Source organism: Halomonas sp. 5021, from assembly GCF_036663435.1.
In the GTDB taxonomy this organism is placed as follows: Bacteria; Pseudomonadota; Gammaproteobacteria; order Pseudomonadales; family Halomonadaceae; genus Vreelandella; species Vreelandella janggokensis.
This window is the reverse complement of sequence record NZ_JAXOVU010000001.1, coordinates 436,024-462,646: the sequence shown is the minus strand read 5'-3', so window position 1 is coordinate 462,646 and position 26,623 is coordinate 436,024. Positions and strand designations below refer to the sequence as shown.

Genomic DNA, 26,623 nt, shown 5'->3' with positions numbered 1-26,623 from the left:
GCATCGTTCTGCGGATGTGGTGGAATTGGTAGACACGCTAGATTTAGGTTCTAGTGCCGTAAGGCGTGGGAGTTCAAGTCTCCCCATCCGCACCAATTAAGCTTTATTTTTCAATCAGCTAGATTTATCCCCTCCTTGCTTTTAGTGCTCATATAGTCTGTTTTGGGCATGCTTCGGTCAGTGTCTTAGCCAACATTTGCATCCCTTCTAATCGTCTTTATCTGCTTTCTTACGTCCCCGCAATGCTTTTTTATTGCCCAACAAATCAGGTTTACCTGATTAAAATTGAATCACAACTCATTGGCTAACTGGATTTTTTAGCCTGTTGAGCTAGCTTTTGTTCTACTCGCTAACTCCAAACCATTAAACGGGCTAAGGAACAGACCTATGGACTGGCTTAACGGAAATAGTCAGGCGATTTCCGCCGCCACAAGCATCTTCACCGTTCTCCTTTGGTTATTTTACCTGCAGCTACTCTATAACGGCTACGTTCGCCAGCGGCGTCCACGCATCATTATCAATCGCGGCCTTGGCACCGGCCAGAATGCGCTTTGTCTAATAAGCAACATGAGTAGTGAATCCATCTACATTCAACATGTGGCAGCACTTCTTCATACCCAAGAAAGCAGCTACATGGTCGACGTCGCGGAGTACCAAGAAGAGAAAGAGAATGAGCAGGAAGGGAAATCCATCAGAAGTCACCAGGGGCCGCTAGCCTCTGGCGATTACCTGCATATGCAACGCTTTGCCGACATTGCCGATCAGATCTGCGCTACCTGGCAACTGGACAACACCATTTACGATCAGACCGGGCTTCAACTGGAGCTGCGAGTGATTGCCATCTATGGCTCGGAAGACAGGCCCGTCGGAGCGTCGCGGTCATTCTATCTAAGCGACCCATCCACTTCCGAAAAGACATTGATCCCCATCAGCGTGGATACCAAACGTCTCAACGGGCGGCTTCAGCGCCGTAAAGTAAAGCGCTGGGCTGAAGAAGTGGATAACCTTGAAACGAATCGCTAGCCCGGCGTTGGCCATACGCCACTATCAACACGACACCCATGGACTATGGCTACAGCCGCAGCCCACCGTCGCACTCGATGATTCGACCAGAGAAATAATCATTATCGAGGATAAACGCCACGCTTTGCGCAATATTATCCGCCTCCCCCAGACGCCTTAACGGCACCTTTGAGGCAATGCGTTCCAGCATATCGGGGCGCATCGAGGCGGTCATGTCAGTATTGATGAAGCCCGGCGCCACCGTACCGGTGCGAATACCATAGCGCGCCAGCTCGCTTGCCCAGGTGACAGTCAATGCATGTACTCCCGCCTTCGCGGCCGCATAATTGCTCTGCCCGGGGTTACCCGCTTTAGAGATACTGGAAATATTGACGATCACGCCTTCATGCTGGGCTTCGATCATTTGCGTCGCCGCTTCTCGTCCGCACAAAAACACGCCCGTCAGGTTGATATCAATCACGCGCTGCCAGGCCGCCAGGGACATGCGTGTTTCCACCTGCCCCTCTTTGGCTTTCACCATGAGGGCATCGTCGGTAATGCCCGCATTATTGACACACCCGCTGACCGGACCCTGCTTCTCGGCAATGTCCGCAAATGCTTGCACCACTGATGCTTCATCGGCAACATCAACGACCACTCCCTGCGCATCGATCCCCTGCCGTGCCAATGTTGAGACAGCGCTATCCAGAGCTTCACCACTAATATCCAGCAACGCCAGCCGCGCTCCCTTCTGCCCCAGTTGCTGAGCCACGGCATAGCCCAGGCCTTGTGCACCTCCAGTTATCGCAATTACCCGACCATCCAGCTTCATTTAACGCTCCTTCCCGTCCGTTTTGATCACGTTGATACATCTCGTCGTTCAAACTGACACGCAAACCATCACCCGGCAATCCCCTAAAAGCGCAATGCAGCTTCGCTAGGCTATTTAGTCCGGCTTGTTTTTCAATCAGACTGTCACCATATCTATCACGACGTTTATTACGGAGTTAGTTATGCCCATTTTGGTGTTTGTTTCCCTGTTCACGCTGCTTGACTTTGTCATCCTGTTCTCGATTGGCAGCCAGATCGGTTTATTAATGACTCTGCTGCTGGTGATTGGCACCGGGGTCGTGGGTCTGCATCTTATTCGCAAGGAAGGCGTGGCAACGTTTGCCCGCGCTCGTCAGCGCATGCAGGCAGGTGAAATTCCCTCTAATGAGCTGTTTACCGGTGCCGCCCTGATATTTGGCGGTGCGTTATTAATGGCACCGGGTTTTCTCTCCGATGCCCTCGGCCTTGCCTGCCTTGTGCCGAATGCCCGTCGCCTGCTGTTTAAACTGCTTACCGCGCTGGGTTTAAAGGTCGCCACCCACCGCACGACCGGGCATGATCCGTCGTGGGCCTCTCATCAGGATGAGCCCCGCTATCGTCACAGCGAGAGCGCGTCGTCCACCGAAAAGCCGGAAGGACCGATCGAAGGGGATTTTATTAGCCGGGATGAGCCGAAACACCGCGGCTAGCGAATAGACAGCGCTTGAGATTTTTTTATTAGCGCCCCCTTGAAAGGCCACCCGCAGCCCCCACTTTTCAAACAGCACACAAGTTCGGTAACTGCTTCACTATAAAGTGGTTGCCATTTACAGCGAAGACATCTTGTCTTCATTTTTCGCGGGCACCGCCCACGAAAACTATCAACACTAACCGCCCTGATTGGGGCTTTGACGATACTCAGGAGAACGTAAGCATGAATATCCGTCCTTTGCACGATCGCGTCGTCGTTCGTCGCGTGGAAGAAGAGCAGAAAACCGCTGGCGGCATCGTGCTTCCGGGCAATGCGCAGGAAAAGCCTACCCGTGGTGAAGTTATCGCCGTTGGTAATGGCCGCATTCTGGAAAGCGGCGACGTTCGCCCCTTGGACGTGAAAGTTGGCGATAACGTGATCTTCAAAGACGGCTTTGGCGTTGAAAAGCAGAAAATCGACGGCGAAGAAGTCTTGATCATGAGCGAAGCCGATATTCTGGCAGTTGTCGAAGGCTGATCACCGCCTCGACCTATTACTTTCCCATTTCTTGAAATTTATTAGGAAGTAACGAACATGGCAGCTAAACAAGTCAAGTTTTCCGATGATGCTCGCAAGCGCATGGCGCGCGGTGTTGACGTTCTCGCCAATGCAGTGAAGGTCACACTGGGTCCGAAGGGACGCAATGTTGTTCTCGAAAAATCCTTTGGTGCACCGACCGTCACCAAAGACGGTGTATCGGTGGCCAAGGAAATCGAACTGAAAGACAAGTTCGAGAACATGGGCGCCCAGATGGTCAAGGAAGTTGCTTCGCAGACCTCTGACGTCGCGGGCGACGGCACCACCACCGCCACGGTTCTGGCCCAGGCTATTATCGCGGAAGGCCTGAAAGGCGTAACTGCCGGCATGAACCCGATGGACCTCAAGCGCGGTATTGACCATGCCGTCACGGCAGCCGTCAAAGAAATCCAGGCGATGTCAGTGCCCTGCACCGATACCAAATCCATCGCTCAGGTAGGCACCATCTCCGCTAACGGCGACAAGCGCATCGGTGAGATCATTGCCGAAGCAATGGAAAAAGTCGGTAAAGAAGGTGTCATCACCGTTGATGAAGGTCGTGGCTTCGAAGACGAACTGGAAGTCGTCGAAGGTATGCAGTTCGATCGTGGCTACCTGTCGCCCTACTTTGTGACCAACCAGGACACCATGTCCGTTGAACTGGAAGATCCTTACATCCTGTTAGTGGATAAGAAGATCTCCAACATCCGTGAGCTGCTGCCGGTTCTCGAAGCCGTTGCCAAGCAAGGCAAACCGCTTGCCATCGTTGCCGAAGACATCGAAGGCGAAGCGCTGGCCACGCTGGTCGTGAACAACATGCGCGGCATCGTGAAAGTCGCGGCCACCAAGGCGCCTGGCTTTGGCGATCGTCGCAAGGCGATGCTTCAGGATATTGCGATCCTCACCAACGGCACCGTGATTTCTGAAGAAGTTGGTCTGACCCTCGAGCAGGCGAACCTGGATCACCTGGGTACTGCCAAGCGCATGACCATGTCCAAGGAAAACACCACCATCATCGATGGCGCCGGCGTTGAAGCCGATATCGAAGCTCGCGTGGGTCAGATTCGCACCCAGATCGAAGACACGTCTTCCGATTACGACAAAGAGAAGCTGCAAGAGCGGGTTGCCAAACTGGCAGGCGGCGTTGCGGTTATCCGCGTCGGTGCGGCCACCGAAGTGGAAATGAAAGAGAAGAAAGCCCGCGTTGAAGATGCGCTGCATTCGACTCGCGCCGCCGTTGAAGAAGGCGTAGTGCCTGGCGGTGGTACCGCGCTTGTCCGCGTCATGGCCAAGGTACAGGGTCTGACGGGTGATAACGAAGACCAGAACCACGGCATCAACATGGCCCTGCGCGCCCTGCAGTCGCCGCTGCGTCAAATCGTCAGCAACGCTGGCGAAGAGCCCGCCGTCGTCATCAACCGCGTGAAGGACGCTGAAGGCAACTTCGGCTACAACGCGCAGACCGGTGAATTCGGGGACCTGTTTGAAATGGGCGTCCTCGACCCTGCCAAAGTAACGCGTTCTGCGCTGCAGTCTGCAGGCTCCGTTGCTGGCTTGATGATCACCACCGAGTGCATGATCGCCGACGATCCGGACGAGAAAGAAGCCGCTCCGGACATGGGTGGCATGGGCGGAATGGGTGGCATGGGCGGCATGATGTAAGCTGCCCCCGAGCCTTATCGCTCTGACGGTAAGCCGTCATCAAGAACCCCGCCTTGTGCGGGGTTCTTGTCGTTAAAGCGTGGTAAAATCGTCGTTTTCCATTCGCTATTCAGGCTGTCTTATCACCGTGCTTTCCAACATTCGCATTGTGCTGGTGCAAACCTTCCATCCCGGTAATATAGGCGCCACCGCCCGGGCCATGAAAACCATGGGGCTGACGAACCTGGTGCTGGTCAACCCCCGTCAATTTCCCGACGAGGAAGCCACCCGCCTTGCCGCCGGGGCGACAGACGTTATCGACAACGCCCGGGTCGTCACCCGGCTTGACGAAGCGGTGAGTGACTGTGTTCAGGTAGTAGGCGCCAGTGCGCGGCTTCGTAGCCTCCCCCTGCCCCATTTTGAAGAACCCGACGATATGGCCCAGGCGGTGACACAGAACGCGCAGCATGCGCCGGTAGCACTCGTGTTTGGCCGCGAACGCTCAGGGTTGACCAACGACGAGATTCGCTGCTGCACGCATCAAGTCAGCATTCCCGCCAACCCTGACTACGGCATCTTGAACCTCTCTCAAGCGGTGCAAATCCTTGCCTACGAAGTACACCGCGCATGGCGCAGGCGCGACGACAGCCACTATGTTTATCAGCAGCCGACTGAAACCACGCCGCCGAGCCGCGAACAATTCTTGTACTTTCAGGAGCACTTAGGGCGATTGATGCAGCAAAGCGGCTTTATCACCCAGCCCCATGCGCGCACTGAGGAACAGTTGCAAGCCCTGTTTACCCGCGCTCAGCCGAGCCGCAAAGAGCTTTCTCTGCTGCGTGGCTTGCTCAGCGCTTTCGAGTCCCACTTGCCGGATCGATAACTCGTGCCACACAGCCATCAACCCATCCATCGGGCACGGTGCGTAATACCTACCCACAAAAAAACGGCGAGCTTGTGCTCGCCGTTCGTCTATGCCGCTAACAGTTAGTGTGCGTAACACTGATTAACGGTCCAACCACGCCACCAGCGCTTCACCGGTGGCCGCTGAGGATGGCGGGTTTTGGCCGGTGATCAACTGACCATCTTCACGCACATAAGGCGTGAAGTCGTCTGCCTTGCTGTAAATACCGCCACATTGCTGAAGCGCATCTTCTACCAGATGAGGAACAACATCCGTCAGCCCCACGGCCTTTTCTTCACCGTTGGTAAAGCCGGTCACTTCACGACCTTTCACCAATGGTTCGCCATTCCTGTCCTTCGCATTGACGAGCACAATCGGCGCATGGCAGACCGAGGCCACCGGCTTACCTTGTGCGATAAAGGTTTCGATCAGCTTGATAGAATCTTTATCATCGACCAGATCCCACAGCGGGCCATGGCCTCCCGGATAGAACACGGCATCAAAGTCATCTGCTTTCATATCGCTCAGGCGATGCGTGGCGGCCAAGGCGGCATTGGCTTGCTCATCCTTTTTGAAGCGCCGCGTTTCATCGGTTTGGCCATCTTCGGCATCGCTTTTTGGATCAAGCGGCGGCTTGCCACCTTTCGGCGATGCCAACGTCACCTCGGCCCCGGCGTCCTTGAACACGTAGTAAGGCGCGGCAAGCTCTTCCAGCCAGAAACCCGTCTTTTCTCCGGTATCGCCCAACTGATCGTGAGACGTCAGTACTACCAAAATACGCTTGCTCATCTAAATTCTCCTAGCGTGATGCGTTCAAAACTCCGCCTAACACTCTTTTAGGTGGGGGCATGCCCCCTGAGTTGCAAGCCGAACCCGTCCGTCCTTGTTAGACGCCGCGCCCTGGATGGTTAAAGCATCATCGTCGCCAGCCAGCCAAAGCCGATAAGCGGTACGTTATAGTGCAAGAATGTCGGTACGACACTGTCCCACATGTGATCATGCTGACCGTCGACATTGAGGCCTGCCGTAGGACCGAGCGTAGAATCTGATGCGGGGGAGCCCGCGTCACCCAAGGCAGCAGCAGTGCCCACAAGTACGACGGTGGCCATGGGCGAGAAGCCGAACTGAACCGCTAACGGCACAAAAATAGCCGCGATAATGGGAATCGTCGAAAATGACGAGCCGATTCCCAGGGTGATAAACAACCCGACCAACAGCATAACCAGCGCAGCGAGCCCGCGATTATCGCCAAACAGGTCGACAGCACCCGCGACAAGCGTGTCGATATCGCCGGTGGTTTTCATGACTTCCGCAAAACCGGCCGCCGAAATCATGATAAAGCCAATCAACGCCATCATGCGCATGCCACTGGTAAACAAGTCATCGGCTTCGCGCCATTTAAAAATCCCCCCCAGCGACAGCAGCCCAATCCCTACCAAGCCGCCGAGGATCATCGAGCCGCTATAAAGCTGAAGCCCGAGAGCGGCGACAATGGCGACCCCGGACATGACCAGCCCAAGTGTGTGGGGCGTGGCGGGCGTGGCCGAATGTCCTGCCGGTGTATTGGCTAACGGCTTGACCGCATAATCGCGACGGCCGCGGTAGCTGAAAGTAAGCGCCACGACCAAACCAACAAGCATCCCGCCGACCGGTATGGCCATCGCCATGGGCAGCATCTCGCGGGTGATCTCCAGGCCCAGCGGTTCACCCGCACTCCTCAGGTTGGCCAGTAAAATATCATTGAGGAAGATAGCCCCAAAGCCCACAGGCAGCAGCATATAGGGGGCAGTCAAGCCGAATGTCAGGGCACAGGCTACCGCCCGACGGTCCAGCTGTAGGCGGTTCATGACGGTCAACAAGGGTGGTATCAATACCGGGATAAACGCGATATGCACGGGGATCACATTCTGAGACAGAATCGCGACCAGCACTACCGCGGCCAACAGCACCCACTTCACTCGATTCTGGTTGGCTGCATGGGTTTCTTTACCCAGCATCCTGATCAACACGTTGGCTAGCATGTCCGGCAGCCCGGAGCGGGAAATCGCCACGGCGAAAGCGCCCAGCGTCGCGTATGCAAGCGCCACCTGGGCACCGCCGCCCACCCCATCGTTGAATGCCTCGAGCGTCTGATCCAATGAGAGCCCGCCCACGAGCCCACCCACTAACGCGCCCACGACAAGGGCGAACACAACTGAAACTCGCGCGAGCGAGAGCGCGACCATCACAAGTACGGCAATAATTACGGCGTTCATCAATCTTCCTAAAATAGGCAGTGAGAAGTGGTAAGCGAGAAAACGCGGGATTTTATCAGAGAAAATCGCTATTCGCGGCGCCATTTACCCGATATATCACCAAGAACAACAGCTCCGCATTGCTGCCATGCAACACGAAGCCTGATATGTTGGTATCCTGGCTCTTGGATTAACTCAGATTCATGCTGCTCCGGAGCGCCCATGAGCACCTTTGCCATTGTCATTTCGCTGCTTCTGCTCATCTTCCTTGCCTACCGTGGGCTGACAGTTCTGCTGCTCGCCCCGCTGATGGCGGCGCTGGCGGTTACACTTTCGGGTGAAGCCGCCTTTTTGTTGCCGATGTATACCGACACTTTCATGGGGGCCCTCGGCAGTTTTGCCATTCAGTTTTTTCCGCTGTTCTTTCTGGGCGCCCTGTTTGGGCAGCTAATGTCGGATTCCGGCGCGGCTCAATCCATCGCCAACGGCATCGTCAATAAGCTGGGCACCCGTCATGTGGTACTGACGGTCGTGCTGGCCTGCGCCATTCTTACCTACGGCGGCGTTTCGTTATTTGTCGTAGCCTTTGCCATTTATCCCATCAGCCGCGAATTATTTCGCCGCACCGATATTCCCAAACGATTGATTCCAGGCGCGATTGCACTGGGATCTTTCACCTTTACCATGACCGCTCTACCCGGCACCCCGGCCATTCAGAACGCAATCCCCATTCCTTATTACGCCACCAACAGCTTTGCCGCTCCCGGCCTGGGAGTCATCGCCGGGCTCGTGATGCTCGGGCTGGGAATGGCCTACCTGCAATCCCGAGTAAAACGGGCGGCCGCACTGAATGAGGGCTACGGCCTTCATAAAGAACGCGAGACGGATGAAAGCGACTCACAGAATTCGCCACCCACCATGCGGTTAACCACGGCGCTGATTCCGTTGATCATGGTGATCGGTCTGAATGGCCTGCTGACGTACCTTGTTTTCCCATCGATGGACCTGAGTTTTATCAGCGATGAATTCGCCAGCGTAACGCCCGCCCGGCAGAGCGGCCTGTGGTCAATCTTGATCGCCCTGCTGAGCGCTTCCATATGGCTGGTCATCAGCCGCTGGCGACACTGGATAGCCCTGAAAGATACGGTTAATGGCGGCTGTGTCGACTCGTTGCTACCGATTTTCAACACCGCCTCCGTCGTCGGCTACGGTGCCGTGATTGCCAGCCTCGAGGGCTTTACCATCATTCGCGATACGGTGCTCAACGCATCGCCGGGTAATCCGCTGATTTCCGAAGCGCTGGCGATGAGCGTGCTGTCAGGTATTACCGGCTCCTCGTCGGGGGGCCTGTCGATTGCACTGGAAACGTTGGGCGGCGAATACCTGGCGATGGCACAAGCGGCCAACATCGACCCCGAGCTCATGCATCGCGTTGCCACACTGGCCGCCGGCGGCATGGATACACTGCCCCACTCTGGCGCCGTCATTACGCTGCTGACCATCTGCGGACTCACCCACCGACAGGCCTACGGCAACGTGGCCATGGTCACGATCGTGCTGCCTATCGCCGCACTGGTGAGCGTTATCACCCTCGGCACGCTGTTCGGCAGCTTCTAAAATAACCGCGCGCATGAGATAGTTAACCCAAAACCAGCGTTTGCAACCACGGGCCCAGCTTTTCGTGACCATTCCGTACCCTGAACACGTCGTGGTGGTCATCACCACGTCTATCACCGTCGTGCTCGCGGTTCTGCTGCACTACGAAGCCCTCTGGCTTATTTCCCGCCAGATTGAGCGATCACACAGACCCCACCGTCAGCGCATTCTGGCCATGGCATTCGGCGTTCTGATGACCCACATCGCCGAAATCTGGCTGTTTGGGCTTACAGGGTGGTGGTTGGTTGAGCTGCGAGGTATCGGCGCATTAAACGGCTATAGCGTTTTCAACCTGCTGGATCATATATTCTTCGCTGCCGTGACCTACACCACGGTGGGCTACGGCGACATTTATGCAACCGGCCCGATCCGTTTCTTGTATGGCACATTAGCGTTGACCGGTTTTGTCTTGATCACCTGGTCGGCGTCGTTCACGTTTGTCGAAATGCAAAAGCATTGGCGAGTAAGAAAATAACCTGTCTGTTCCATACGCTAGGGATTGTGCATGTTTGAAGTCATTATTTTATCGTTTGCCTTTATCTTCGGGATTATAGCTCGCCAACTCAGTCTGCCACCTCTGGTGGGTTTTTTAACGGCCGGTTTTGCACTTAATTTTGCCGGGCCCTATCTGGGTTTACCGACCGAGGCTGGCCCATTGCTCGAACACCTGGCGCATCTGGGCGTATTGCTGCTGTTATTCACCATTGGCTTGAAACTCAACCTAAAAAACCTCGTCGAACCTGCTGTGCTGGGCGGTGCTTTTATACACCTCAGCATCACCACCTTTATTTTCACTGCCGGCTTCGTGGTCTTGATGGGCCTGGCGCTTGATACCGCCATTCTGCTGTCCATTGCGCTATCATTTTCCAGCACGGTACTGGCTGCCAAGGTGCTCGAGGGCAAAAGAGAATTGCGGGCGCTGCATGGACGACTGGCTATCGGCATCCTGATTATCCAGGATCTGGTGGCACTGGCCGCCATCAGCATTTACAGCGGCCAGTCTCCCTCCTGGTGGGCACTTTGGATCCTGGCGCTGCCGCTACTACGGCCGGTGCTTTACTGGCTGATGAGCATTGCCCAGCACGATGAAATGCTGGTGCTGATGGGGGCAGTGTTGGCCATTGCCATCGGCGGCATGGGCTTTGATGTCGTGGGGCTCAGCGGCGAAGTGGGCGCTCTGGTGATGGGACTTTTGCTGGCCAAACATCCACGTGCCCAGGAAATGTCCAAGGCGCTCTGGGGGCTAAAGGAAATACTGCTGATCAGCTTTTTCCTGCAGATAGGCATGTCGGGCCTACCGGACGCTAATGCACTGATCTTCGCTGGCGTGATGGCAATGCTGCTGCCACTAAAAACCGCGCTGTTTTTTGCCCTTCTGGTTATATTCAAGATCCGCGCCCGTAGCGCTTTTCTGGGGAGCCTCAGCCTCACAGCCTACAGCGAGTTCGGCCTGATCGTGGCGTCCAGCATTCTGGAAGAGTGGCTGGTACCGCTGGCGCTGACGGTGGCGCTTTCATTTATCATCTCCGCGCCGCTCAACCGAGTCGCCCACGCCCTGTTTGATCGTTACGAAGTCCGCCTGACCCGCTTTGAACGTCATTTACGCCATCCCGATGAGCAGCCCGTCACCCTCGGCGATGCCAAAATGATGGTGATTGGCATGGGCCGGACCGGCAGTGCCGCCTACGACTTTTTCGTCGAGAACCATTTGCGGGTGATCGGCATTGATTCTGACCCGAATAAAGTGGCGACCTCCGAGCGCGACATACGTTATGCCGATGTGGAAGATGTTGCTTTCTGGTCGCACCTGGATATTCATGCCCTTGAAGCCGTAATGCTGGCAACGCCCAACACTGAGAGTAAGCTGTTTGCCACTCGCCAGCTTCGTAAAGCGGGTTTTAAAGGTACGATCATTGCGGGTATCAACTATCCCGATGAAGAAGCCCCCTTGATGGCGGCTGGCGCTGACCAAACCTATTTGCTGATGGCCGGTGCCGGTATCGGTATCGCCGAAAAAACCTGGGAAAACCTACAGTCTACTGCGCCAATCAGGTTTTGAGGGCGTTAGCTCAACAAAAAAGCACCATGCAAATAGTTTAACCTTGGCTAACAATTATTCCAAAAAATACGTTACCATCCTAATCAACGTTTTTACTCACTCTGATATAGCCAACCTATATAGCCATTATGAGCGATCACGAACAGCCGCCATTGCCGCCTAATTCACGCCTAAGTGGCGATGCGCTGCCGCCTGTCGAGCAGCATGCACAACAGTACGAAACCGTGCGCAACGCCCACGAAACTGAACTGATCGAAGATTATGTGGAACTGATCGGGGATCTTTTGCGCCATCGTGGCGAAGCACGCGCGGCTGATATCGCCAGCCGCATGGCGGTTAGCCAGGCAACTGTATCGAAAATGATCCGACGTCTGAATGAGCTGGGGCTGGTAACGAGCCGTCCCTATCGGTCGCTCTTCTTGACTGAGGAAGGCCATAAAATGGCCGAAACCTCACGCGCACGTCATGATATTGTGCTGCATTTCCTGCGCGCCCTGGGCGTTCGCGACAACACCGCCCGCATTGATGCAGAGGGCATGGAGCATCACGTCAGCGATGAAACACTGGCCATCATGCGGCGTTTTACTGAAAAGCATCAGACATAAAACAGCCACTTCATTGTTTTTACGATTTTTTTACGACCTTGATACGGCTGAAAGCCGATTAACCTGGGCGATGTCACCATTCCAGATCATTTCCAGGTGAGTGGTCTGAATCATCTGCTTGACACGACGCGGCGTCATCAGCGCCCAACAGACACCTCCCTCGTGCCGCACCGAGTGATATCGCAGCCCCGTTCCAGTTGAAAGACGTAATGCTTCGCCCAAGACCTGCGATGCCCGGTAATCATCAGCGCAATAGATGGGGTGGCTCGGTGCTAACACCAACCCATCTCGGCATCCCCCTTCATCGAACACACATTTCAGCCCTCTAAACACGAAGCGTTCATAGTGCAGCGACGGCACTTTTCGCCAGTACGCTTGCTGGTGATATTTTACTTCCGTAATCGCAGCAGTCAGTGAATCCGCGACATAGAGTACGCCAAAGCTGCCATCGCTAAAGCGCGAGCCATTAGGATTGACATGGGTAAACGGTGCGGTGGCATAAGAGCAGCCGCGAATGCCGAAGGGAATATCTTGAATTGGCAAAAGCCCCAGATCGCCAACCTCGTTTCGCAAGCGTGGATTGGTTAATGCCTGAAGCGCGTAGAGGGCTTCAAACTCCTCGGCATTGGCAACGTCGTCAAACAGCTCAATCGGTGGAAACTTGCTGTTGACCAGGCAGTAACTTTCCACCCGTTTTGCGGCACATGACGGCAGCTCGTCAGGCATTACCACTGGGCACTCCGCAGGCTATCGATACGCTTGAAGGTCTCGTAAAGCGCGGCAAAATCACCGCTACTGATAACGTCAAGCGGCGTGCGGCCGTTAAAATAGGGGTTGTAGTTGGCCATCGAGACAAACCCATACAGGTTATCAGGGTTCTCAAACAGCATGCGCAATGCCGCATGAATATTGAGCAGATAGCTAATTCGCGTAAGTTGATCGTTGTCGAGCTTGATTTCAGCCACGTCACCACGGCGTGCCCGGGCATAGGTACTGTGGGAAACACGCAAAATGGCTTCCCCCTGCTCACCGGTCGCGCGCCACTTATCCAGAATACGGACCGCTGCTTTCAGCCCTACCGCTGCCGCTGCCTTGTTATGAGCAAGTTCGTTTGCCGTTTGCATCGTCATCTCATGGCCCATTCTGCAAATACAATAAATCTATAAAGGTATCTACAGACAGTATACACCATTACCCTCTTTTCTGCCTTTTGCCGGCTGCGAGGCAGCCAACAAGCGCGCCAACATTTAATGATTCCCCATGGCCCGGGCGGGCATCCCCAACCGGCCGACACCCGGCAGCTTGATCGCCGGCCGCATGAAATCAATCCCCACGCCAAGCCCCAGGATATTCACCTCAACCCCCTCTTCACGGGCGACAAGCAATCCCGCCACACCCCCCAGAGAAAGCTGATAACCGGTACCACTCGGCGCAGGGGCGAAAACACTGTCAAACAGGTAGTCTTTACCAATCGCCGTGATCGGCAGAGACACGTTGAACCCAGGCACCTCCCGAGCCACCCAGGCAATAAAGCTATTGCTGTTGGGTCCCGGCCACACGCGGTACAGGTCAGCATAGGGAAAACGTGCCGCCGCATCGGCAATCCGGGGAATCATGGTTTGCGCTGGCTCGCCGCGGTAATCCGCCAGCAGTTCGGGGGAGTTGCCAAACCAAAAGCGATCAGGCATATCGATCGACGACACCACCGTAGGTCGACGCCAACTCAACACCTGATGCAAGCGATAGTAGTCAGCGTTTTGCGCTTTGGTGGCAATCCATACATGAACCCCGAAGGCACCTCGCCAGTTATACGCACGTGCGGCGTAAACCTGCACGACCGCCTCAGAGACATCCTCCGGCGACGGGGCGATATCCGCCGACGAGCGATCAAGCGCGGACCAGTGCCCATCTGTCACGATCTGGTCACTGGCCAACATCCAGACGGGGCCGGCCAGTAGCACCGCCAACATCACGATCAATACGGCCACCCAGCGCGTAAACGCCGCTAGCGTTTTCTTCATCTCTGACCTCGATTGACATCGGCCCCATTGGGTTCGGCAAATAAGCTAACCCGACGCTGAGCACAAATCGAGGCGCTGATCTAAACGCGGTGCACACGCAAAGGCCAAGCCGACTAGGAGGGGGGTAAAAAGCACGGTGGCGACGCACATTCACGATCGGCGACATCCTCTTGCTGCAGCGCTTCGAGGAGCATGTCCCTTAGCACAGGCAAATGCGAATGCTCGGGATCGCGGGCCGCGGTCAGAAGCGTCAGCTTGCCCTGACGGGCATAGCGCATCAGCGGCAGCAGCACCTCCGGCTCGGCCTTCAATGCCTTGCGATAGCGCTCGCGAAAGTCATCCTCGCTGATGGCGTGGCGGTGATAGTCGCACCGCAACGTCGGCGCGGGCGAGGCGTCGCGGTACCATTCGTCAAGCGCAAGCGACGCGCGGGACTTTCCCCTTGGCCAAAGCCGGTCAACCAGCACCCTGGCACCGTCATCGTTTGCCTGCGGCGAGTAAATACGTTTGAAGACGATGTCATAACTCATCAGACTCTCCTCATCATGCCATGCCACGCAAGGCTAAAGAACGTCATGAAGCCGCTTCATGGCTGAATGCAAATCGCTCACTTGCTTTAAGGAGGTGCATTTTGTCATTATCTGCACCCTTTTGATGCAACAAGGCGCCAAATGAAAACCTACCTGGGGAAAATGCGTGGCGAACGTACCCGACGACCTTTTGTCGGTTGGCAGGACGCCTTCTGGTCATGGCTGGGCGCCTTTAGCGGCATGGCGCTGATTTGCTGGTTAAGCGCGGGCTGGCTCTCCAATGGACTGCTCATTGTCGGCTCGTTTGGCGCCACCTCGGTACTCATTTACGCGGCGCCGGAAAGCCCGTTTGCGCAACCCAGTCACGTCCTGTTTGGTAGCATGGTGTCAGCCGCCGTGGGTGTGGGCTGTTACCAATGGCTGGGCGCAACCCCGATGTCCATGGCGCTGGCCGTGTCATTATCCATTCTGGTCATGCAGCTCACTCATACAGTGCACCCGCCGGGTGCCGCCGCCGCATTGATTGCCGTTGCCGGCGGCGACAACTTGCATGCCCTGGGCTGGTGGTTTCCCCTGGTGCCGATTGGCGCGGGCTGTCTGATCATGCTGATGGTCGCCATCCTGATCAACAACCTGGCCCGCCATCGGCGCTACCCACGCTACTGGTAGTCGTCATACCCGCCCCTCCCAGTCAGGCAAGCGTATTTCCTCCTGCAGCTGACGAAGTTCGGGCTGATGCATTTCGGCAATTTGTGCCACGCGCTTTGCACCTTCTGTCAGCAAGTGGACTTCGATCTGGCGACGGTCTTCACGCCCTGGCCGCCGCTCCACCAACCCCAACTGTTCGCAACGGTCAATCAAGGTGACCGTGCCGTGATGCTTGGCCTGCAAACGCTCGGCCAACTGACCCACCGTCGCCCACTCCTGCCCTTCAAATCCTTGCAAGTGCAGCAGTAATTGATACTGCAGCGAGGTCATTCCATGTTCGCGGCAAATATTTTCGCTGTGGCGTAAAAAGCAACGGAGCTGGTAACGAAACTGGGAAAGCTGCTGAAAATCCCGTTTGGTTAATGACGACGTCGGATTATTGGGCATCGTTTGGCTATGTCTCTATTTAGCTGGGCTGACTTGACAGCCACCAGTGTAGCGCCTAAACATTAAATATCACAATATGATATTTTAAACCTGAAACGTAGGCAACCGTTGTCATTGCACGGTACGCGTAGCCAATGGGGAGGTGCTCCGATGAATTTACTGACCGCCGCACAAATGCCTTTTAATCATCAAGTGGGATGGCAAGAACTTAGCGAGCGTCAACCGTCGATACCTGCGCTTGCGGGATGGCTGGTACTACCCATGTCGCTTCTGCCACCAATCATGCTTTATTTTGCCGGCACTCACCACGGCGATGCGCTGATGCCTGGCTTTGCCGATCGGGAATGGCGGTTTATCACCACCATTTTATTTTTGGCCGAGCTGCTGACGTTTTTCATGATGGGGTGGGTGATTCATACCGTGGTCAATGGCACCCAGGCGCTTTCCATCGACTATCCGGACGCCTACCTGCTGGCCGCGCTGGCCCCGCTACCGCTATGGGCATCATCGCTCATACTGCTCATTCCGAACCTGCTGCTTAATGTGCTGGTCGTGTTAGCGGCGCTTGGCGTCTCGTGCAGCCTGATCTGTCACGGCCTGCAGGCGCTTTGCGGGAGACACGACCATGATATGGCCACCATGTCGGCGACCTATACCATCATGTCGGCAGGCGTGCTCGCTTGGGGCGTGCTGATGGCGCTGACCTGGGCTTACTAGGTTTTCCTGAATAACACGGCGGTGATCACTGCATCAGCGAGTCACCGCTATCATCGTCAAGCGCCACCCCTTCCACGCCAATATCCGCTTCCAGCGCCAGCAGATAATGCCGCAGACCGCGGCGGGTCGCTTGTTCGTGCAGGCTAAGGCGTACACGATCGGCCACATCATTGTAGGCCAACTGCCGACCTTCCTCGCGTGCGTCCACCATGACCAGATGCCAACCGTAGCGCGACGCAAGCGGGCGATCGTGCAGGCCCTCCGGCAGGTGTTGCAGCGCGCGGTCAAGCTCCGCCACGGTTTGCCCTGGCACCAGCCAGCCAAGCTCACCACCCTGCTCATTCGAGGGGCAAGCAGAATAGCGCTGAGCAAACTCTGTCAACCGCTCAGGGTGCTGCCTGAGTGTTTCCAGCAATGTCACCCCCTGATGATACTGCGCGTCCCGTGCTTCAGCGTCGTCCGGCGCAGCGGCAAGCAGAATATGACGAACGCTCACTCGCGTGGGTTCACAAAAACGCTCAGGGTGAGTGGCGTAGAAACGCTCGCAGTCTTCTTCTGAGGGCTCAGGCACTGCAAGCTCTTGCTCGAGTAGCGCGGCAACTGCCTGATCATCAGCATCGTCGCCCTCTTGAAGCAGCCCAAGCTCGGTCGCACGCTGGCGCAGGAGTTCCCGAACCACCAGCGCCCGGGCGGCTTTCAACTGCGCACTCCCGGCACTATCCGCCGGGTGGTACTGCATTTCCTGGGCGATATCACTGTCTAGAATGGGCTGACCACCAACACTGACCGCTGGAGTCGTTGCCTCGCCTGGTAGTTGTTCAATATCTATCATCTGCATGACAACACTCCTTAGCCTCTTTTACGCACCAACTGATAACGACGAGTGACATAGCCAAACGGCGCGCTCCATACATGAACAAGGCGGGTAAAGGGAAAGATCAAAATAATCGTCAAGCCGACCAGAATGTGCAGCTTGTAGATAAAGCCAACGCCTACGAGGTAACTGGCAGCGCCGCCCTGGAAGAACACCACCGCCTGGGCCCAGTGGGCAAGCTGAATCATCACGCCGCCATCAAGGTGATTCAACGCCGGAATGATCGTCAGCAGGCCTAACGAAACCTGCACCACCAGCAGTAAAATCATCAACGTATCCATGAGGCTCGACGAGGCTCGCACCCGTGGGTTGGCAACACGGCGATAAGCCAACATGGCACCACCCACTAGGCACATAACGCCTGCGATGCCCCCCACCACAATGGCGATGATTTGCTTGGTGCCCGCGCTCATAAACGGTGCGTAGACCCAGTGTGGTGTCAATAGCCCTACCAGATGGCCAAAAAAGATGGTGATGATGCCGATGTGGAATAGGTTGCTTGCTAAACGCATGTTTTTCGACGACAGCATTTGGCTGGAGCCGGTTTTCCAGGTGTACTGACCGTGATCAAAACGCAGCAGGCTGCCAAGCAAAAATACCGTGCCCGCCAAATAGGGGTAGTAGCCATAAACCAGTTGATGAAGGTAGTCGCTAACCATGGGGATTCTCCTTTAGCGCTCGCTTGGGCCAGGCTTAGCGGCGCCAGTGCTGGGCATAATGTTAATGGGGTCGCTGGGAACGCTGCGCTTGCGCTCGGCAAGCCGACGCCCTTCGGCGGACTGTAGCGCGCAGTCCTGATCGGACTCGGCAGAAAAACGCACCGCTTCTTCTTCCCATACGGCATCCAGTGCCTCCGGCGTGTCATCAGGCGCCTCGGCTTTCACCTCATCACGGTGTTCATTGACCTCCTCTTCAGCACCAATCAGTGCCAGTAATGCATAAGGAGCAAGGGCATGGTCCGCTTCGCGTTCTTCCAGCCGCGCCATCAATAGCGCCAGGATGTGACGAATTTCGCCCAGCCAACGGGCTATTTCCCCTTCCGGGCGCGTGGAGAGATACTCGAGAAACAGCGGCAGGAAGTCCGGCAGCTCACGCGCATCGAGCTCAAACCCGGCGGCCTGGTATTCGTTCATCAAATCGACCATTGCCTGACCGCGATCGCGAGACTCGCCGTGCACGTGCTCAAACAGCAGCAATGACGTCGACCGTCCTTTATCGAATAGCGCAACGTACTCTGCCTGCAGGTCGAGCAGATCAGTGTCGGCGATGCGCTGACACCAATTGATCAGCTGCTGGCGCAATGGCGCGCGCCAGCGACGCTCTGCGTCGATGATGTCACTCAGCTCTCCGGCCGCCTGCTGCAGATCAACATTGGGATAATCCAGGAGCCTGGCGAGCACACGTAAACTCAACATTTCATCCTGCTCGTCGGGCAGCATGTGCTCTACAGCGTTACCCATGACGGGCCTCCTCGGCGTGCGCGTTGGGGTCAAAGGTTTCAACCGGTTTTACCAGGGTTTCCGTGTTGGAGCGGCCGTTGAACAGGCTGGCTTTGCTCTCGCCATGACACCCATCGCCAAAGCTGAAGCCGCAACCGCCGCGCTCGGGAAACGCATCGGTGGCCATTTCGCGGTGGCTGGTGGGAATCACGAAACGGTCTTCGTAATCGGCAATGGCAAGGTAGCGGTACATTTCCTCCACCTGGGTCGGCGTCAGACCCACTTGGTCGAGCACCTCGGTATTGGGCTCGCCCTCGACGTGTTTACCGCGCATATACAGACGCATGGCCATCAGGCGCTTGAGCGCCAGCACCACGGGCGCTTCTTCACCGGCGGTGAGCATGTTGGCCAGATACTTCACCGGGATGCGCAGGGACTCGATTTTCGGCATCACGCCGTCGAACTCGACCTTGCCGTCTTCCGCGGCGGACTGAATCGGCGACAGCGGCGGTACGTACCAGACCATCGGCAGCGTGCGGTATTCCGGGTGTAGCGGCAGCGCCAGCCCCCAGTCCATCGCCAGTTTATACACCGGCGATTCCTGTGCGGCTTGGATGACGTTATCGGTGATGCCGTCCTGTTTTGCCTGGGCAATCACTTCGGGGTCGTTGGGGTCGAGGAAGATCTCACGCTGACGATGGTAAAGATCCTGCTCGCTGGGCGCGCTTGCCACCTCCTCGATGCGGTCGGCGTCGTAGAGCAGCACGCCGAGATAGCGGATCCGGCCCACGCAGGTTTCCGAGCAAACCGTTGGCTGGCCCGATTCAATGCGCGGATAGCAGAAAATACATTTTTCGGATTTTCCGCTTTTCCAGTTGTAGTAGATCTTCTTGTAGGGGCAGCCGGAGATGCACATCCGCCAGCCGCGGCATTTGTCCTGGTCGATCAGCACGATGCCGTCTTCTTCGCGCTTGTAGATCGCGCCGCTGGGGCAGCTCGCCACACAGGTAGGGTTCAAGCAGTGTTCGCAGAGTCGCGGCAGATACATCATGAAGGTGTTTTCAAACTGGCCGTAAATATCGGCCTGCACCTTCTCGAAGTTGATATCCTTGCGACGCTTGGCAAATTCGGTACCCAGGATTTCTTCCCAGTTCGGGCCCCATTCGATCTTCTTCATCCGCTCGCCGGAAATCAGCGAGCGGGGTCGTGCCACTGGCTGGTGCTCGCTTTGCTTGGCCGTGTGCAGGTGCTGATAGTCGAAGGTGAACGGCTCGTAGTAATCATCCACTTCGGGAAGGTCGGGGTTGGCAAAAATATTGGCCAACACCCGCCACTTACCGCCGATGCGCGGTTCGATCTTGCCGTCCTTGCGCCGCATCCAGCCGCCCTTCCATTTGGCCTGGTTCTCCCATTCCTTGGGGTAGCCAATCCCCGGTTTGGTCTCGACATTGTTGAACCAGGCGTACTCGACGCCTTCGCGGCTGGTCCAGACATTTTTGCAGGTCACCGAGCAGGTGTGGCAGCCAATGCACTTATCGAGATTGAGGACCATGCCTACTTGCGAGCGAATTTTCATTTGACGGCCTCCTGGACGTAATCGTTACCTTCGCCATCGAGCCAATCGATGTGCTTCATTTTGCGTACCAGCACAAACTCATCGCGGTTCGAACCCACGGTGCCGTAGTAGTTAAAGCTGTAAGCGAGCTGGGCATAGCCGCCGATCATGTGCGTCGGCTTGGGGCAAACCCGGGTAACGGAGTTGTGAATACCCCCACGGGTACCGGTAATCTCGGAGCCGGGCACATTCACCTGGCGCTCCTGGGCGTGGTACATCATCACCATGCCGACCTTGATCCGTTGGCTGACCACCGCGCGGGCGGCAATCGAGCCGTTGGCGTTGAAGACCTCCAGCCAGTCGTTGTCGTCAATACCCAGGTCGGCCGCATCGTCTTCGGACAGCCACACCACCGGGCCACCCCGGTTGAGCGTCAACATCAACTGGTTGTCCGAATAGGTCGAGTGAATTCCCCACTTCTGGTGCGGCGTCAAAAAGTTGAGCGCCTTGCTCTTGAAGCCGTTATCCGCCGGTAGCGGGAAGTTCTCGGCTGCCTTGGTGTTGATCGGCGGGCGATAGACCAGCAGGCTTTCACCGAAGTCGCGCATCCAGGCGTGATCCTGATACAGCTGCTGACGACCGCTCACCGTGCGCCAGGGAATCAGCTCGTGAACGTTGGTGTAGCCGGCGTTGTAGGAAACGTGCTCATCTTCCAGGCCGGACCAGGTCGGGCTTGAGATAATCTTGCGCGGCTGGGCGACGATGTCCCGGAAGCGGATTTTTTCTTCCTGCTTGGGTGTCGCCAGATGGGTGTGATCCAGCCCGGTAATCTTGCCAAGCGCGCCCCAGGCCTTCACCGCCACATGACCGTTGGTTTCCGGGGCGAGGGTCAACACGGTTTCGGCGGCGTCGATCGCTGACTCGATGCACGGGCGACCTTTCGCCGAACCCTCAAGCTTGCGTTTATTAAGCTTGCCGAGCAGCTCAACTTCGGCATCGGTATTCCAGTTGATGCCTTTACCGCCGTTGCCGAGCTTTTCAAGCGCCGGACCAAGCGACGTGAAGCGCTCATAGGTTTCCGGATAGTTACGCTGCACTTCCATCAAGGCAGGCATGGTTTTGGCGGGGATCGGGTCGCACTCGCCCTTTTTCCAGTCTTTGACATCCACCTGGGATAGCTCCCCCGGTGAGTCGTGCTGTAGCGGCAGCGTGACCAGATCGGTTTCTTCGCCAAGGTGGCCGACGCAGGCTTTTGAAAACGCCTTGGCAATGCCCTTGTAGATGTCCCAATCGCTGCGCGATTCCCACGCCGGGTCGGTCGCCGCCGTCAGCGGGTGAATAAACGGGTGCATATCCGAGGTGTTCAGGTCATTTTTTTCATACCACGTGGCCGTGGGCAGCACGATGTCGGAATACAGGCAGGTAGTCGACATGCGGAAGTCCAGCGTCACCAGCAGGTCGAGTTTGCCTTCCGGCGCTTCGTCGTGCCATTTCACTTCTTCGGGCTTCTGGCCGCCAAAATCGCCCAGATCCTTGCCTTGAATACCGTGGCGCGTCCCCAGCAGGTACTTGAGCATGTATTCATGCCCCTTGCCGGAGCTGCCGAGCAGGTTGGAGCGCCAGATAAACATATTGCGCGGGAAGTTCTGCGGATTGTCGGGATCTTCAGCGGCAAAGGAAAGCTCGCCTTTCTTCAACTGATCCACGACGTAGTCTTTGCTGGCCATGCCCGCGGCTTTTGCCGCTTCAGCAATACGCAGCGGGTTGGTGCCCAGCTGCGGCGCCGAGGGGAGCCAGCCCATGCGCTCGGCACGGACGTTGTAATCGATCAGGCTCCCGGTGTGCCGCGAAGTATCCGCCAGCGGCGAGAGAATCTCCTTGATCTCCAGCTTCTCGTAGCGCCACTGCGAGGAGTGGTTATAGAAAAACGAGGTGGAGTTCATGTGCCGTGGGGGGCGCGTCCAGTCAAGACCAAAGGCGAGCGGGAGCCAGCCGGTCTGCGGGCGCAGCTTCTCCTGGCCAACATAGTGCGCCCAGCCGCCACCGCTCTGTCCGATACAGCCGCACATGATCAGCATATTGATCAGGCCACGGTAGTTCATGTCCATGTGGTACCAGTGGTTCATCCCGGCGCCGACGATGATCATGGATCGACCTTGGGTTTTGTCCGCGTTATCGGCGAATTCCCGGGCGATCCGGGTTGCCTGCTCGGCGGAGACGCCGGTGATCTTTTCCTGCCAGGCGGGGGTATAGGGTTTGATCTGATCGTAAGCCGTCGCGCCGTCGTCTTCGCCCTCGTTGCCCAGACCGCGGTCGATGCCGTAGTTGGCGCACATCAGGTCGAAAACCGTCACCGCCATTACGCTGCTGCCATCGGCTTTGGTCAGCCGCTTGACGGGCAGGCAGTGATAGAGACGGTCGCCGCTCGCGCCGGCGACATGATTGAAGTGCTCATGCTCGATGCCACCAAAGTAGGGAAACGCCACCCGCACGATGTCGTCGTGACGTCCCACAAAGGTCAGCAGCGGCTTGATCTCGCCGCCCTCGGCATCACGCGGCTCAAGATTCCACTTGCCATGATTGGCCTCGTCTTCGCCCCAGCGAAAACCAATCGAGCCCCGCGGCACCACAAGCTGGTCGCGGGTTTCGTCCCAGGCCAGGGTTTTCCACTCTGGGTTGTTGTGCTGGCCCAGGTTGTCAGCAAAGTCGGCTGCGCGCAGTTGACGACCCGGCACGATAGTGCCGTCCTCGCGGGTCTCCAGCTCGACCAGGCACGGCATATCGGTGTAGCGGCGCACGTAATCAGTGAAGTAGACGCTTGGATTCTCCAGATGGAACTCCTTGAGAATCACATGCCCCATCGCCATGGCAAGCGCCGCGTCGGTACCCTGCTTGGCGCTCATCCATTCGTCGGTGAGCTTGGAGACCTCGGCGTAATCCGGCGTGATCGAGACCGTCTTGGTGCCCTTGTAACGCACCTCGGTAAAGAAGTGGGCATCCGGCGTGCGGGTCTGCGGCACGTTGGACCCCCAGGCGATGATATAGCCCGAGTTGTACCAGTCGGCGGACTCGGGCACGTCGGTCTGCTCGCCCCAGGTCATCGGCGAGGCGGGCGGCAAATCGCAGTACCAGTCGTAAAAGCTCATGCACACGCCGCCGATCAACGACAGATAGCGACTGCCGGCGGCGTAGCTGACCATCGACATCGCCGGGATGGGCGAGAACCCGAGGATGCGATCCGGCCCGTATTGCTTGGCGGTGTATACGTTGGAGGCGGCGATCAGCTGGTTGAGTTCGTCCCACTCCGCGCGCACAAACCCGCCCATGCCTCGGGCGCGCTTGTACTGCTGGGTTTTCGCTGGGTCGCTAACGAGGTATTCCCAGGCATCCACCGGGTCGTTTTTTTCAGCCAGCGCTTCGCGCCACAGGCTCAGCAGGGCTTTGCGGATCAACGGATACTTCAAGCGGTTGGCGCTATACATGTACCAGGAATAGCTGGCCCCCCGAGGGCAGCCGCGCGGTTCGTGATTGGGAAGATCGGGCCGCGTGCGCGGGTAATCGGTCTGCTGGGTCTCCCAGGTCACCAGGCCATTCTTGACGTAGATTTTCCAGCTGCACGAGCCGGTGCAGTTGACGCCGTGGGTAGAGCGCACGACTTTGTCGTGCTGCCAGCGGCGGCGATAACTATCTTCCCACTGGCGGTCCTCTTGGCGAACTTCACCGTGATCACTCGCAAAAGGCTCGCGGGCCTTACGGAAAAAATTTAGCCGGTCAATGAAATGACTCATGGTCGATCTCCAGGCTTTTCAAAGGAAAGCAATCGCCTGATAGCAGACGTCTTGGAAATCGATTGTGGGGGATTGAACCGGCGATTTCTGCCCAGTTACCTCTATATACCCCACCCCTACCTCTTAGGTGATAGAACCCCCAAACCACTGGGGATAGAGGACGAAAAACGCTTGCGATCACTGACCTGCGTCAATGATGGTAAGGGCATCGGCATAGGATAGTGTCCCTCTACAACACTCAGCTTTCGCACTTAAAGGCGCGCTTATGAGCTCACGTCAACTTTCTGATCGCTTACCGCTACTGCGTTTGGCCTTTCGTCCTTTCTTTTATTTTGCCGCGCTGTTTAGCCTGCTCGCCATGCTGGTGTGGCTGGGCTTCTGGCACGGCAACGTTTGGCTTTCTCCCTACGGCGGCATGCTGTGGTGGCATCAGCATGAAATGCTGTTTGGCTTTGCGGGTGCCATCATCGCCGGTTTTCTGCTTACCGCGGTACAGAACTGGACGGGGCGGCCCGGGGTGTCGGGCTGGGCGCTACTGGGATTGGTGGTGCTATGGCTCGCCGCCAGGGTATTGCTGGCCTACGCCGCCTCTCTACCCGGCTGGCTATTATTGCTGGTGGATGTCAGCTTTCTACCGCTGGTTGCGATCATCATGGTGCGCAGCGTTGTGGCAGCACGCTTATGGCGCAACCTCTTGTTTCTTCCCGTGCTACTGCTGCTGGGCACCGCCAATGCCGCCATGCACCTCGGGGTGGTAAACGGCAACGCCCTGCTGATTCGCGAGGCAAGTCATCTGGCTGTCTTGACCATTACCCTGCTGATGGTGATATTGGGTGGACGCGTGATTGCGTTTTTCACCGCGCGCAAACTGAGCTTTCCCCAACCTGAGCGCACCCCGCTACTTGAGGCGCTGAGCCTTGGCAGCATGGCAGCCATTGTCGTTCTACAACTGATGAGTATGTTAAGCGACCTGGGCTCTGACCGGTTAATGGCCACGTTAATGACTATCGCCGCTTTAAGTAATGCCTGGCGATTAGCCCAGTGGAAAGGCTGGCTTGGCTGGCGCGAACCGCTTTTATGGGGATTGCACCTAAGCTATGCCTTTATTCCCCTTGGGTTAATGCTTTGGGCATGGCAGCTAGTCAGCGGCCAGCGCGTCGAAACCGCCGTGCACGCGCTGGCGATTGGCGCCATGGCAACGATGATGCTCGCCATGATGGCGCGGGTGTCGCCGGGCCATACCGGACGCGCCATCCAGACGTTACCGGGAGTAGGCTTGGCGCTGGGCATCCTGCTAATCGCAGGGCTGCTGCGTTCGGTGTGGCTGGTGGTATTTCCGCAGACAAGCCATTGGGTATTTAGCGCGGCCATCATCGCCTGGTGCATCAGCTATTTGGTTTTTTTACTGCACTACACCGTCCCACTCTTCTCTGCACGCGTTGATGGCAATGATGGTTAAGCAGGCAATGTCGGCAACCGGCGGCTTATGGGGAGATGATCGTGGCGGAGCACTATTTATTGCTAAAGCACCTGCATATCACCGCGGCTTATGCGAGTCTGGCATTTTTTGTCCTGCGCGCTATCTGGTCGTTCAACGGTGCCCAAGTGCTTCAGGCCCGTTGGGTAAAGGTGATACCGCATATCATCGATACGGCCCTGCTGGCCCTTGGGGTATCGCTGGCTGTTATACTGAATTTCTGGCCCTTGCCACCCTGGCTAAGCGCTAAAATCACCGCGCTGGTTATTTATATCGTGCTGGGCACGGTCGCCATCAAGCGTGGCAGAACGCCGACCACGAGAGCCATGGCGGCGTTGGCGGCGATCAGCGTATTTGGCTACATGGTGGGGGCCGCCATACAGCGTTCGCCGCTATCCTGGCTTGGCTGGCTTGGCTGATACCTGAACATAATGAAAAAGGAGAGCCCATGCGACTGACACAGATAGCCTGGTGTGCGCTTGCCTACCTGTGTATCGGTCTGGGCATCGCCGGGATTGTGCTGCCTCTCGTACCCACTACACCGTTTTTACTGCTCGCGCTGTGGGCCGCCACCAAAGGCTCTCCCCGCATGGCACACTGGTTGTATCACCATCCGCGTATGGGCCCCTACCTTCACGCCTGGCACGAACAGCGGGCCATTCCAAAGCGGGCCAAGATCATTGCCTTGGGGCTGTTGACGAGCACTTGGCTGATACTGTTGGCCAGCGGCGCACACCACTTCCTGCTCGTGGGGATGGCTACATTTTTCATCGGCGCTGCCAGTTTTATTGTCACACGCCCAAACGCCTATGCCGATCAATAAGCGCACTCTTACCCCTTGCCCGCGATACTCTTCTTATCCCCACAAAGAAGCATTACACTTACTTGATTAAATAATAGGGGCACGGCCCAATACCGCACCCTAGATGCCTTCTCTGCGCACCGGGAG

At 56.8% G+C, this 26,623-nt stretch carries 27 protein-coding genes and 1 tRNA gene; 15 read left to right on the top strand and 13 right to left on the bottom strand.

Annotation, left to right across the window (positions count from 1 at the left end):
* The first annotated feature begins 10 nt into the window (after positions 1-10).
* A tRNA-Leu gene (locus tag R3F64_RS02305) sits at positions 11-95 on the top strand.
* Positions 96-387: 292 nt separating this feature from the next.
* A complete protein-coding gene (locus R3F64_RS02300) occupies positions 388-1,023 on the top strand; it encodes a hypothetical protein (RefSeq protein ID WP_085918666.1) in 636 nt (211 codons plus the stop codon).
* A 49-nt stretch (positions 1,024-1,072) separates the two neighbouring features.
* On the opposite strand, the gene R3F64_RS02295 is transcribed toward R3F64_RS02300, so the two are convergent.
* Entirely contained in the window at positions 1,073-1,834 is a 762-nt protein-coding gene (locus tag R3F64_RS02295; protein WP_085918667.1) for an SDR family oxidoreductase, read from the bottom strand.
* Positions 1,835-2,015: 181 nt separating this feature from the next.
* Between R3F64_RS02295 and R3F64_RS02290 the strand changes: the two genes are divergently transcribed.
* The 4 genes from R3F64_RS02290 to R3F64_RS02275 all read left to right on the top strand — a co-directional run bounded on the left by R3F64_RS02290 (position 2,016) and on the right by R3F64_RS02275 (position 5,603).
* Complete coding sequence (locus R3F64_RS02290; RefSeq protein ID WP_085918668.1) at positions 2,016-2,522, top strand: FxsA family protein; 507 nt, start codon at positions 2,016-2,018, stop codon at positions 2,520-2,522.
* Between the two features lie 224 nt (positions 2,523-2,746).
* A complete protein-coding gene (locus R3F64_RS02285; protein ID WP_066320359.1) occupies positions 2,747-3,040 on the top strand; it encodes a co-chaperone GroES in 294 nt (97 codons plus the stop codon).
* A 57-nt stretch (positions 3,041-3,097) separates the two neighbouring features.
* Positions 3,098-4,741, top strand: coding sequence for a chaperonin GroEL (gene groL / locus R3F64_RS02280; protein ID WP_085918669.1), 1,644 nt, complete (start codon positions 3,098-3,100; stop codon positions 4,739-4,741).
* A gap of 127 nt (positions 4,742-4,868) precedes the next feature.
* Complete coding sequence (locus tag R3F64_RS02275; RefSeq protein ID WP_085918804.1) at positions 4,869-5,603, top strand: RNA methyltransferase; 735 nt, start codon at positions 4,869-4,871, stop codon at positions 5,601-5,603.
* A gap of 123 nt (positions 5,604-5,726) precedes the next feature.
* Here the strand turns inward: R3F64_RS02275 and R3F64_RS02270 are convergent, their stop codons facing one another.
* Positions 5,727-6,413, bottom strand: a complete 687-nt coding sequence (locus R3F64_RS02270; protein WP_085918670.1) for a type 1 glutamine amidotransferase domain-containing protein — start codon at positions 6,411-6,413, stop codon at positions 5,727-5,729.
* Positions 6,414-6,532: 119 nt separating this feature from the next.
* The gene (locus tag R3F64_RS02265) at positions 6,533-7,879 is read right to left on the bottom strand and encodes a Na+/H+ antiporter family protein (RefSeq protein ID WP_085918671.1); all 1,347 of its coding nucleotides are present in this window, start codon (positions 7,877-7,879) and stop codon (positions 6,533-6,535) included.
* 201 nt (positions 7,880-8,080) lie between these two features.
* On the opposite strand from R3F64_RS02265, the gene R3F64_RS02260 reads away from it, so the two are divergent.
* The 4 genes from R3F64_RS02260 (at position 8,081) to mntR (ending at position 12,178) form a co-directional block, all read left to right on the top strand.
* Positions 8,081-9,475, top strand: a complete 1,395-nt coding sequence (locus R3F64_RS02260) for a GntP family permease (protein WP_085918672.1) — start codon at positions 8,081-8,083, stop codon at positions 9,473-9,475.
* A gap of 91 nt (positions 9,476-9,566) precedes the next feature.
* Positions 9,567-9,989, top strand: a complete 423-nt coding sequence (locus R3F64_RS02255) for an ion channel (RefSeq protein WP_254902901.1) — start codon at positions 9,567-9,569, stop codon at positions 9,987-9,989.
* A gap of 30 nt (positions 9,990-10,019) precedes the next feature.
* The gene (locus R3F64_RS02250; protein WP_268901383.1) at positions 10,020-11,573 is read left to right on the top strand and encodes a cation:proton antiporter family protein; all 1,554 of its coding nucleotides are present in this window, start codon (positions 10,020-10,022) and stop codon (positions 11,571-11,573) included.
* A gap of 128 nt (positions 11,574-11,701) precedes the next feature.
* Entirely contained in the window at positions 11,702-12,178 is a 477-nt protein-coding gene (mntR, locus tag R3F64_RS02245) for a manganese-binding transcriptional regulator MntR (protein ID WP_085918673.1), read from the top strand.
* 30 nt (positions 12,179-12,208) lie between these two features.
* Here the strand turns inward: mntR and R3F64_RS02240 are convergent, their stop codons facing one another.
* From R3F64_RS02240 to R3F64_RS02225, 4 genes are all read right to left on the bottom strand, one after another.
* Entirely contained in the window at positions 12,209-12,904 is a 696-nt protein-coding gene (locus R3F64_RS02240) for an RES family NAD+ phosphorylase (protein ID WP_332609818.1), read from the bottom strand.
* Complete coding sequence (locus tag R3F64_RS02235) at positions 12,904-13,302, bottom strand: antitoxin Xre-like helix-turn-helix domain-containing protein (protein WP_085918675.1); 399 nt, start codon at positions 13,300-13,302, stop codon at positions 12,904-12,906. The genes R3F64_RS02240 and R3F64_RS02235 overlap by 1 nt, the downstream gene beginning before the upstream one ends.
* 123 nt (positions 13,303-13,425) lie before the next feature.
* Positions 13,426-14,199 carry a DUF3750 domain-containing protein gene (locus R3F64_RS02230; RefSeq protein WP_332609535.1) on the bottom strand — a complete coding sequence of 258 codons (774 nt, stop codon included), beginning with the start codon at positions 14,197-14,199 and terminating at the stop codon, positions 13,426-13,428.
* 113 nt (positions 14,200-14,312) lie between these two features.
* Positions 14,313-14,729 (bottom strand): DUF488 domain-containing protein, encoded by a 417-nt coding sequence (locus R3F64_RS02225; RefSeq protein ID WP_332609532.1) that lies wholly within the window; start codon positions 14,727-14,729, stop codon positions 14,313-14,315.
* A 141-nt stretch (positions 14,730-14,870) separates the two neighbouring features.
* Between R3F64_RS02225 and R3F64_RS02220 the strand changes: the two genes are divergently transcribed.
* Positions 14,871-15,398 (top strand): HPP family protein, encoded by a 528-nt coding sequence (locus R3F64_RS02220; RefSeq protein WP_332609530.1) that lies wholly within the window; start codon positions 14,871-14,873, stop codon positions 15,396-15,398.
* Between the two features lie 3 nt (positions 15,399-15,401).
* Here R3F64_RS02220 and R3F64_RS02215 read toward each other — a convergent pair whose 3' ends face one another.
* Positions 15,402-15,707, bottom strand: a complete 306-nt coding sequence (locus tag R3F64_RS02215; RefSeq protein ID WP_234346820.1) for a MarR family transcriptional regulator — start codon at positions 15,705-15,707, stop codon at positions 15,402-15,404.
* 267 nt (positions 15,708-15,974) lie between these two features.
* On the opposite strand from R3F64_RS02215, the gene R3F64_RS02210 reads away from it, so the two are divergent.
* Positions 15,975-16,541, top strand: coding sequence for a YIP1 family protein (locus tag R3F64_RS02210; RefSeq protein ID WP_332609528.1), 567 nt, complete (start codon positions 15,975-15,977; stop codon positions 16,539-16,541).
* A gap of 25 nt (positions 16,542-16,566) precedes the next feature.
* On the opposite strand, the gene R3F64_RS02205 is transcribed toward R3F64_RS02210, so the two are convergent.
* The 5 genes from R3F64_RS02205 to R3F64_RS02185 are packed head-to-tail and all read right to left on the bottom strand — an operon-like array spanning position 16,567 to position 24,197.
* On the bottom strand, positions 16,567-17,379 hold the full coding sequence (locus tag R3F64_RS02205; RefSeq protein WP_085918679.1) for a peptidylprolyl isomerase: 813 nt from the start codon (positions 17,377-17,379) through the stop codon (positions 16,567-16,569).
* An 11-nt stretch (positions 17,380-17,390) separates the two neighbouring features.
* Positions 17,391-18,074, bottom strand: a complete 684-nt coding sequence (gene narI / locus R3F64_RS02200; RefSeq protein WP_264823157.1) for a respiratory nitrate reductase subunit gamma — start codon at positions 18,072-18,074, stop codon at positions 17,391-17,393.
* Positions 18,075-18,086: 12 nt separating this feature from the next.
* Complete coding sequence (gene narJ, locus R3F64_RS02195) at positions 18,087-18,875, bottom strand: nitrate reductase molybdenum cofactor assembly chaperone (protein ID WP_332609526.1); 789 nt, start codon at positions 18,873-18,875, stop codon at positions 18,087-18,089.
* The gene (gene narH, locus R3F64_RS02190) at positions 18,868-20,430 is read right to left on the bottom strand and encodes a nitrate reductase subunit beta (protein WP_085918681.1); all 1,563 of its coding nucleotides are present in this window, start codon (positions 20,428-20,430) and stop codon (positions 18,868-18,870) included. Before narH ends, narJ begins: the two co-directional genes overlap by 8 nt.
* Positions 20,427-24,197 (bottom strand): nitrate reductase subunit alpha, encoded by a 3,771-nt coding sequence (locus R3F64_RS02185; protein WP_332609523.1) that lies wholly within the window; start codon positions 24,195-24,197, stop codon positions 20,427-20,429. Before R3F64_RS02185 ends, narH begins: the two co-directional genes overlap by 4 nt.
* A gap of 265 nt (positions 24,198-24,462) precedes the next feature.
* Here R3F64_RS02185 and R3F64_RS02180 point away from each other — a divergent pair, with 265 nt between their 5' ends.
* Genes R3F64_RS02180 through R3F64_RS02170 form a run of 3 tightly spaced genes read left to right on the top strand, consistent with a single transcriptional unit; the run spans position 24,463 to position 26,497 of the window.
* Positions 24,463-25,656: an NnrS family protein gene (locus R3F64_RS02180; RefSeq protein ID WP_332609522.1), complete on the top strand. Its 1,194-nt coding sequence runs from the start codon at positions 24,463-24,465 to the stop codon at positions 25,654-25,656.
* A gap of 41 nt (positions 25,657-25,697) precedes the next feature.
* Positions 25,698-26,093, top strand: a complete 396-nt coding sequence (locus R3F64_RS02175; RefSeq protein ID WP_254902905.1) for a SirB2 family protein — start codon at positions 25,698-25,700, stop codon at positions 26,091-26,093.
* A gap of 29 nt (positions 26,094-26,122) precedes the next feature.
* Positions 26,123-26,497, top strand: coding sequence for a YbaN family protein (locus R3F64_RS02170; RefSeq protein WP_066320314.1), 375 nt, complete (start codon positions 26,123-26,125; stop codon positions 26,495-26,497).
* Positions 26,498-26,623: the final 126 nt, after the last annotated feature.

Bases quoted from the DNA above. Each gene is read 5' to 3' on its own strand.
- R3F64_RS02235 (WP_085918675.1), bottom strand. From the start codon at position 13,302: ATGCAAACGGCAAACGAACTTGCTCATAACAAGGCAGCGGCAGCGGTA.
- R3F64_RS02170 (WP_066320314.1), top strand. From the start codon at position 26,123: ATGCGACTGACACAGATAGCCTGGTGTGCGCTTGCCTACCTGTGTATC.
- R3F64_RS02180 (WP_332609522.1), top strand. From the start codon at position 24,463: ATGAGCTCACGTCAACTTTCTGATCGCTTACCGCTACTGCGTTTGGCC.
- narJ (WP_332609526.1), bottom strand. From the start codon at position 18,875: ATGGGTAACGCTGTAGAGCACATGCTGCCCGACGAGCAGGATGAAATG.
- R3F64_RS02230 (WP_332609535.1), bottom strand. From the start codon at position 14,199: ATGAAGAAAACGCTAGCGGCGTTTACGCGCTGGGTGGCCGTATTGATC.
- R3F64_RS02185 (WP_332609523.1), bottom strand. From the start codon at position 24,197: ATGAGTCATTTCATTGACCGGCTAAATTTTTTCCGTAAGGCCCGCGAG.
- R3F64_RS02250 (WP_268901383.1), top strand. From the start codon at position 10,020: ATGTTTGAAGTCATTATTTTATCGTTTGCCTTTATCTTCGGGATTATA.
- R3F64_RS02300 (WP_085918666.1), top strand. From the start codon at position 388: ATGGACTGGCTTAACGGAAATAGTCAGGCGATTTCCGCCGCCACAAGC.
- R3F64_RS02285 (WP_066320359.1), top strand. From the start codon at position 2,747: ATGAATATCCGTCCTTTGCACGATCGCGTCGTCGTTCGTCGCGTGGAA.
- R3F64_RS02290 (WP_085918668.1), top strand. From the start codon at position 2,016: ATGCCCATTTTGGTGTTTGTTTCCCTGTTCACGCTGCTTGACTTTGTC.
- R3F64_RS02215 (WP_234346820.1), bottom strand. From the start codon at position 15,707: ATGACCTCGCTGCAGTATCAATTACTGCTGCACTTGCAAGGATTTGAA.
- narH (WP_085918681.1), bottom strand. From the start codon at position 20,430: ATGAAAATTCGCTCGCAAGTAGGCATGGTCCTCAATCTCGATAAGTGC.
- R3F64_RS02240 (WP_332609818.1), bottom strand. From the start codon at position 12,904: ATGCCTGACGAGCTGCCGTCATGTGCCGCAAAACGGGTGGAAAGTTAC.
- R3F64_RS02260 (WP_085918672.1), top strand. From the start codon at position 8,081: ATGAGCACCTTTGCCATTGTCATTTCGCTGCTTCTGCTCATCTTCCTT.
- narI (WP_264823157.1), bottom strand. From the start codon at position 18,074: ATGGTTAGCGACTACCTTCATCAACTGGTTTATGGCTACTACCCCTAT.
- R3F64_RS02205 (WP_085918679.1), bottom strand. From the start codon at position 17,379: ATGCAGATGATAGATATTGAACAACTACCAGGCGAGGCAACGACTCCA.
- mntR (WP_085918673.1), top strand. From the start codon at position 11,702: ATGAGCGATCACGAACAGCCGCCATTGCCGCCTAATTCACGCCTAAGT.
- R3F64_RS02225 (WP_332609532.1), bottom strand. From the start codon at position 14,729: ATGAGTTATGACATCGTCTTCAAACGTATTTACTCGCCGCAGGCAAAC.
- R3F64_RS02220 (WP_332609530.1), top strand. From the start codon at position 14,871: ATGAAAACCTACCTGGGGAAAATGCGTGGCGAACGTACCCGACGACCT.
- R3F64_RS02295 (WP_085918667.1), bottom strand. From the start codon at position 1,834: ATGAAGCTGGATGGTCGGGTAATTGCGATAACTGGAGGTGCACAAGGC.
- R3F64_RS02210 (WP_332609528.1), top strand. From the start codon at position 15,975: ATGAATTTACTGACCGCCGCACAAATGCCTTTTAATCATCAAGTGGGA.
- R3F64_RS02270 (WP_085918670.1), bottom strand. From the start codon at position 6,413: ATGAGCAAGCGTATTTTGGTAGTACTGACGTCTCACGATCAGTTGGGC.
- groL (WP_085918669.1), top strand. From the start codon at position 3,098: ATGGCAGCTAAACAAGTCAAGTTTTCCGATGATGCTCGCAAGCGCATG.
- R3F64_RS02265 (WP_085918671.1), bottom strand. From the start codon at position 7,879: ATGAACGCCGTAATTATTGCCGTACTTGTGATGGTCGCGCTCTCGCTC.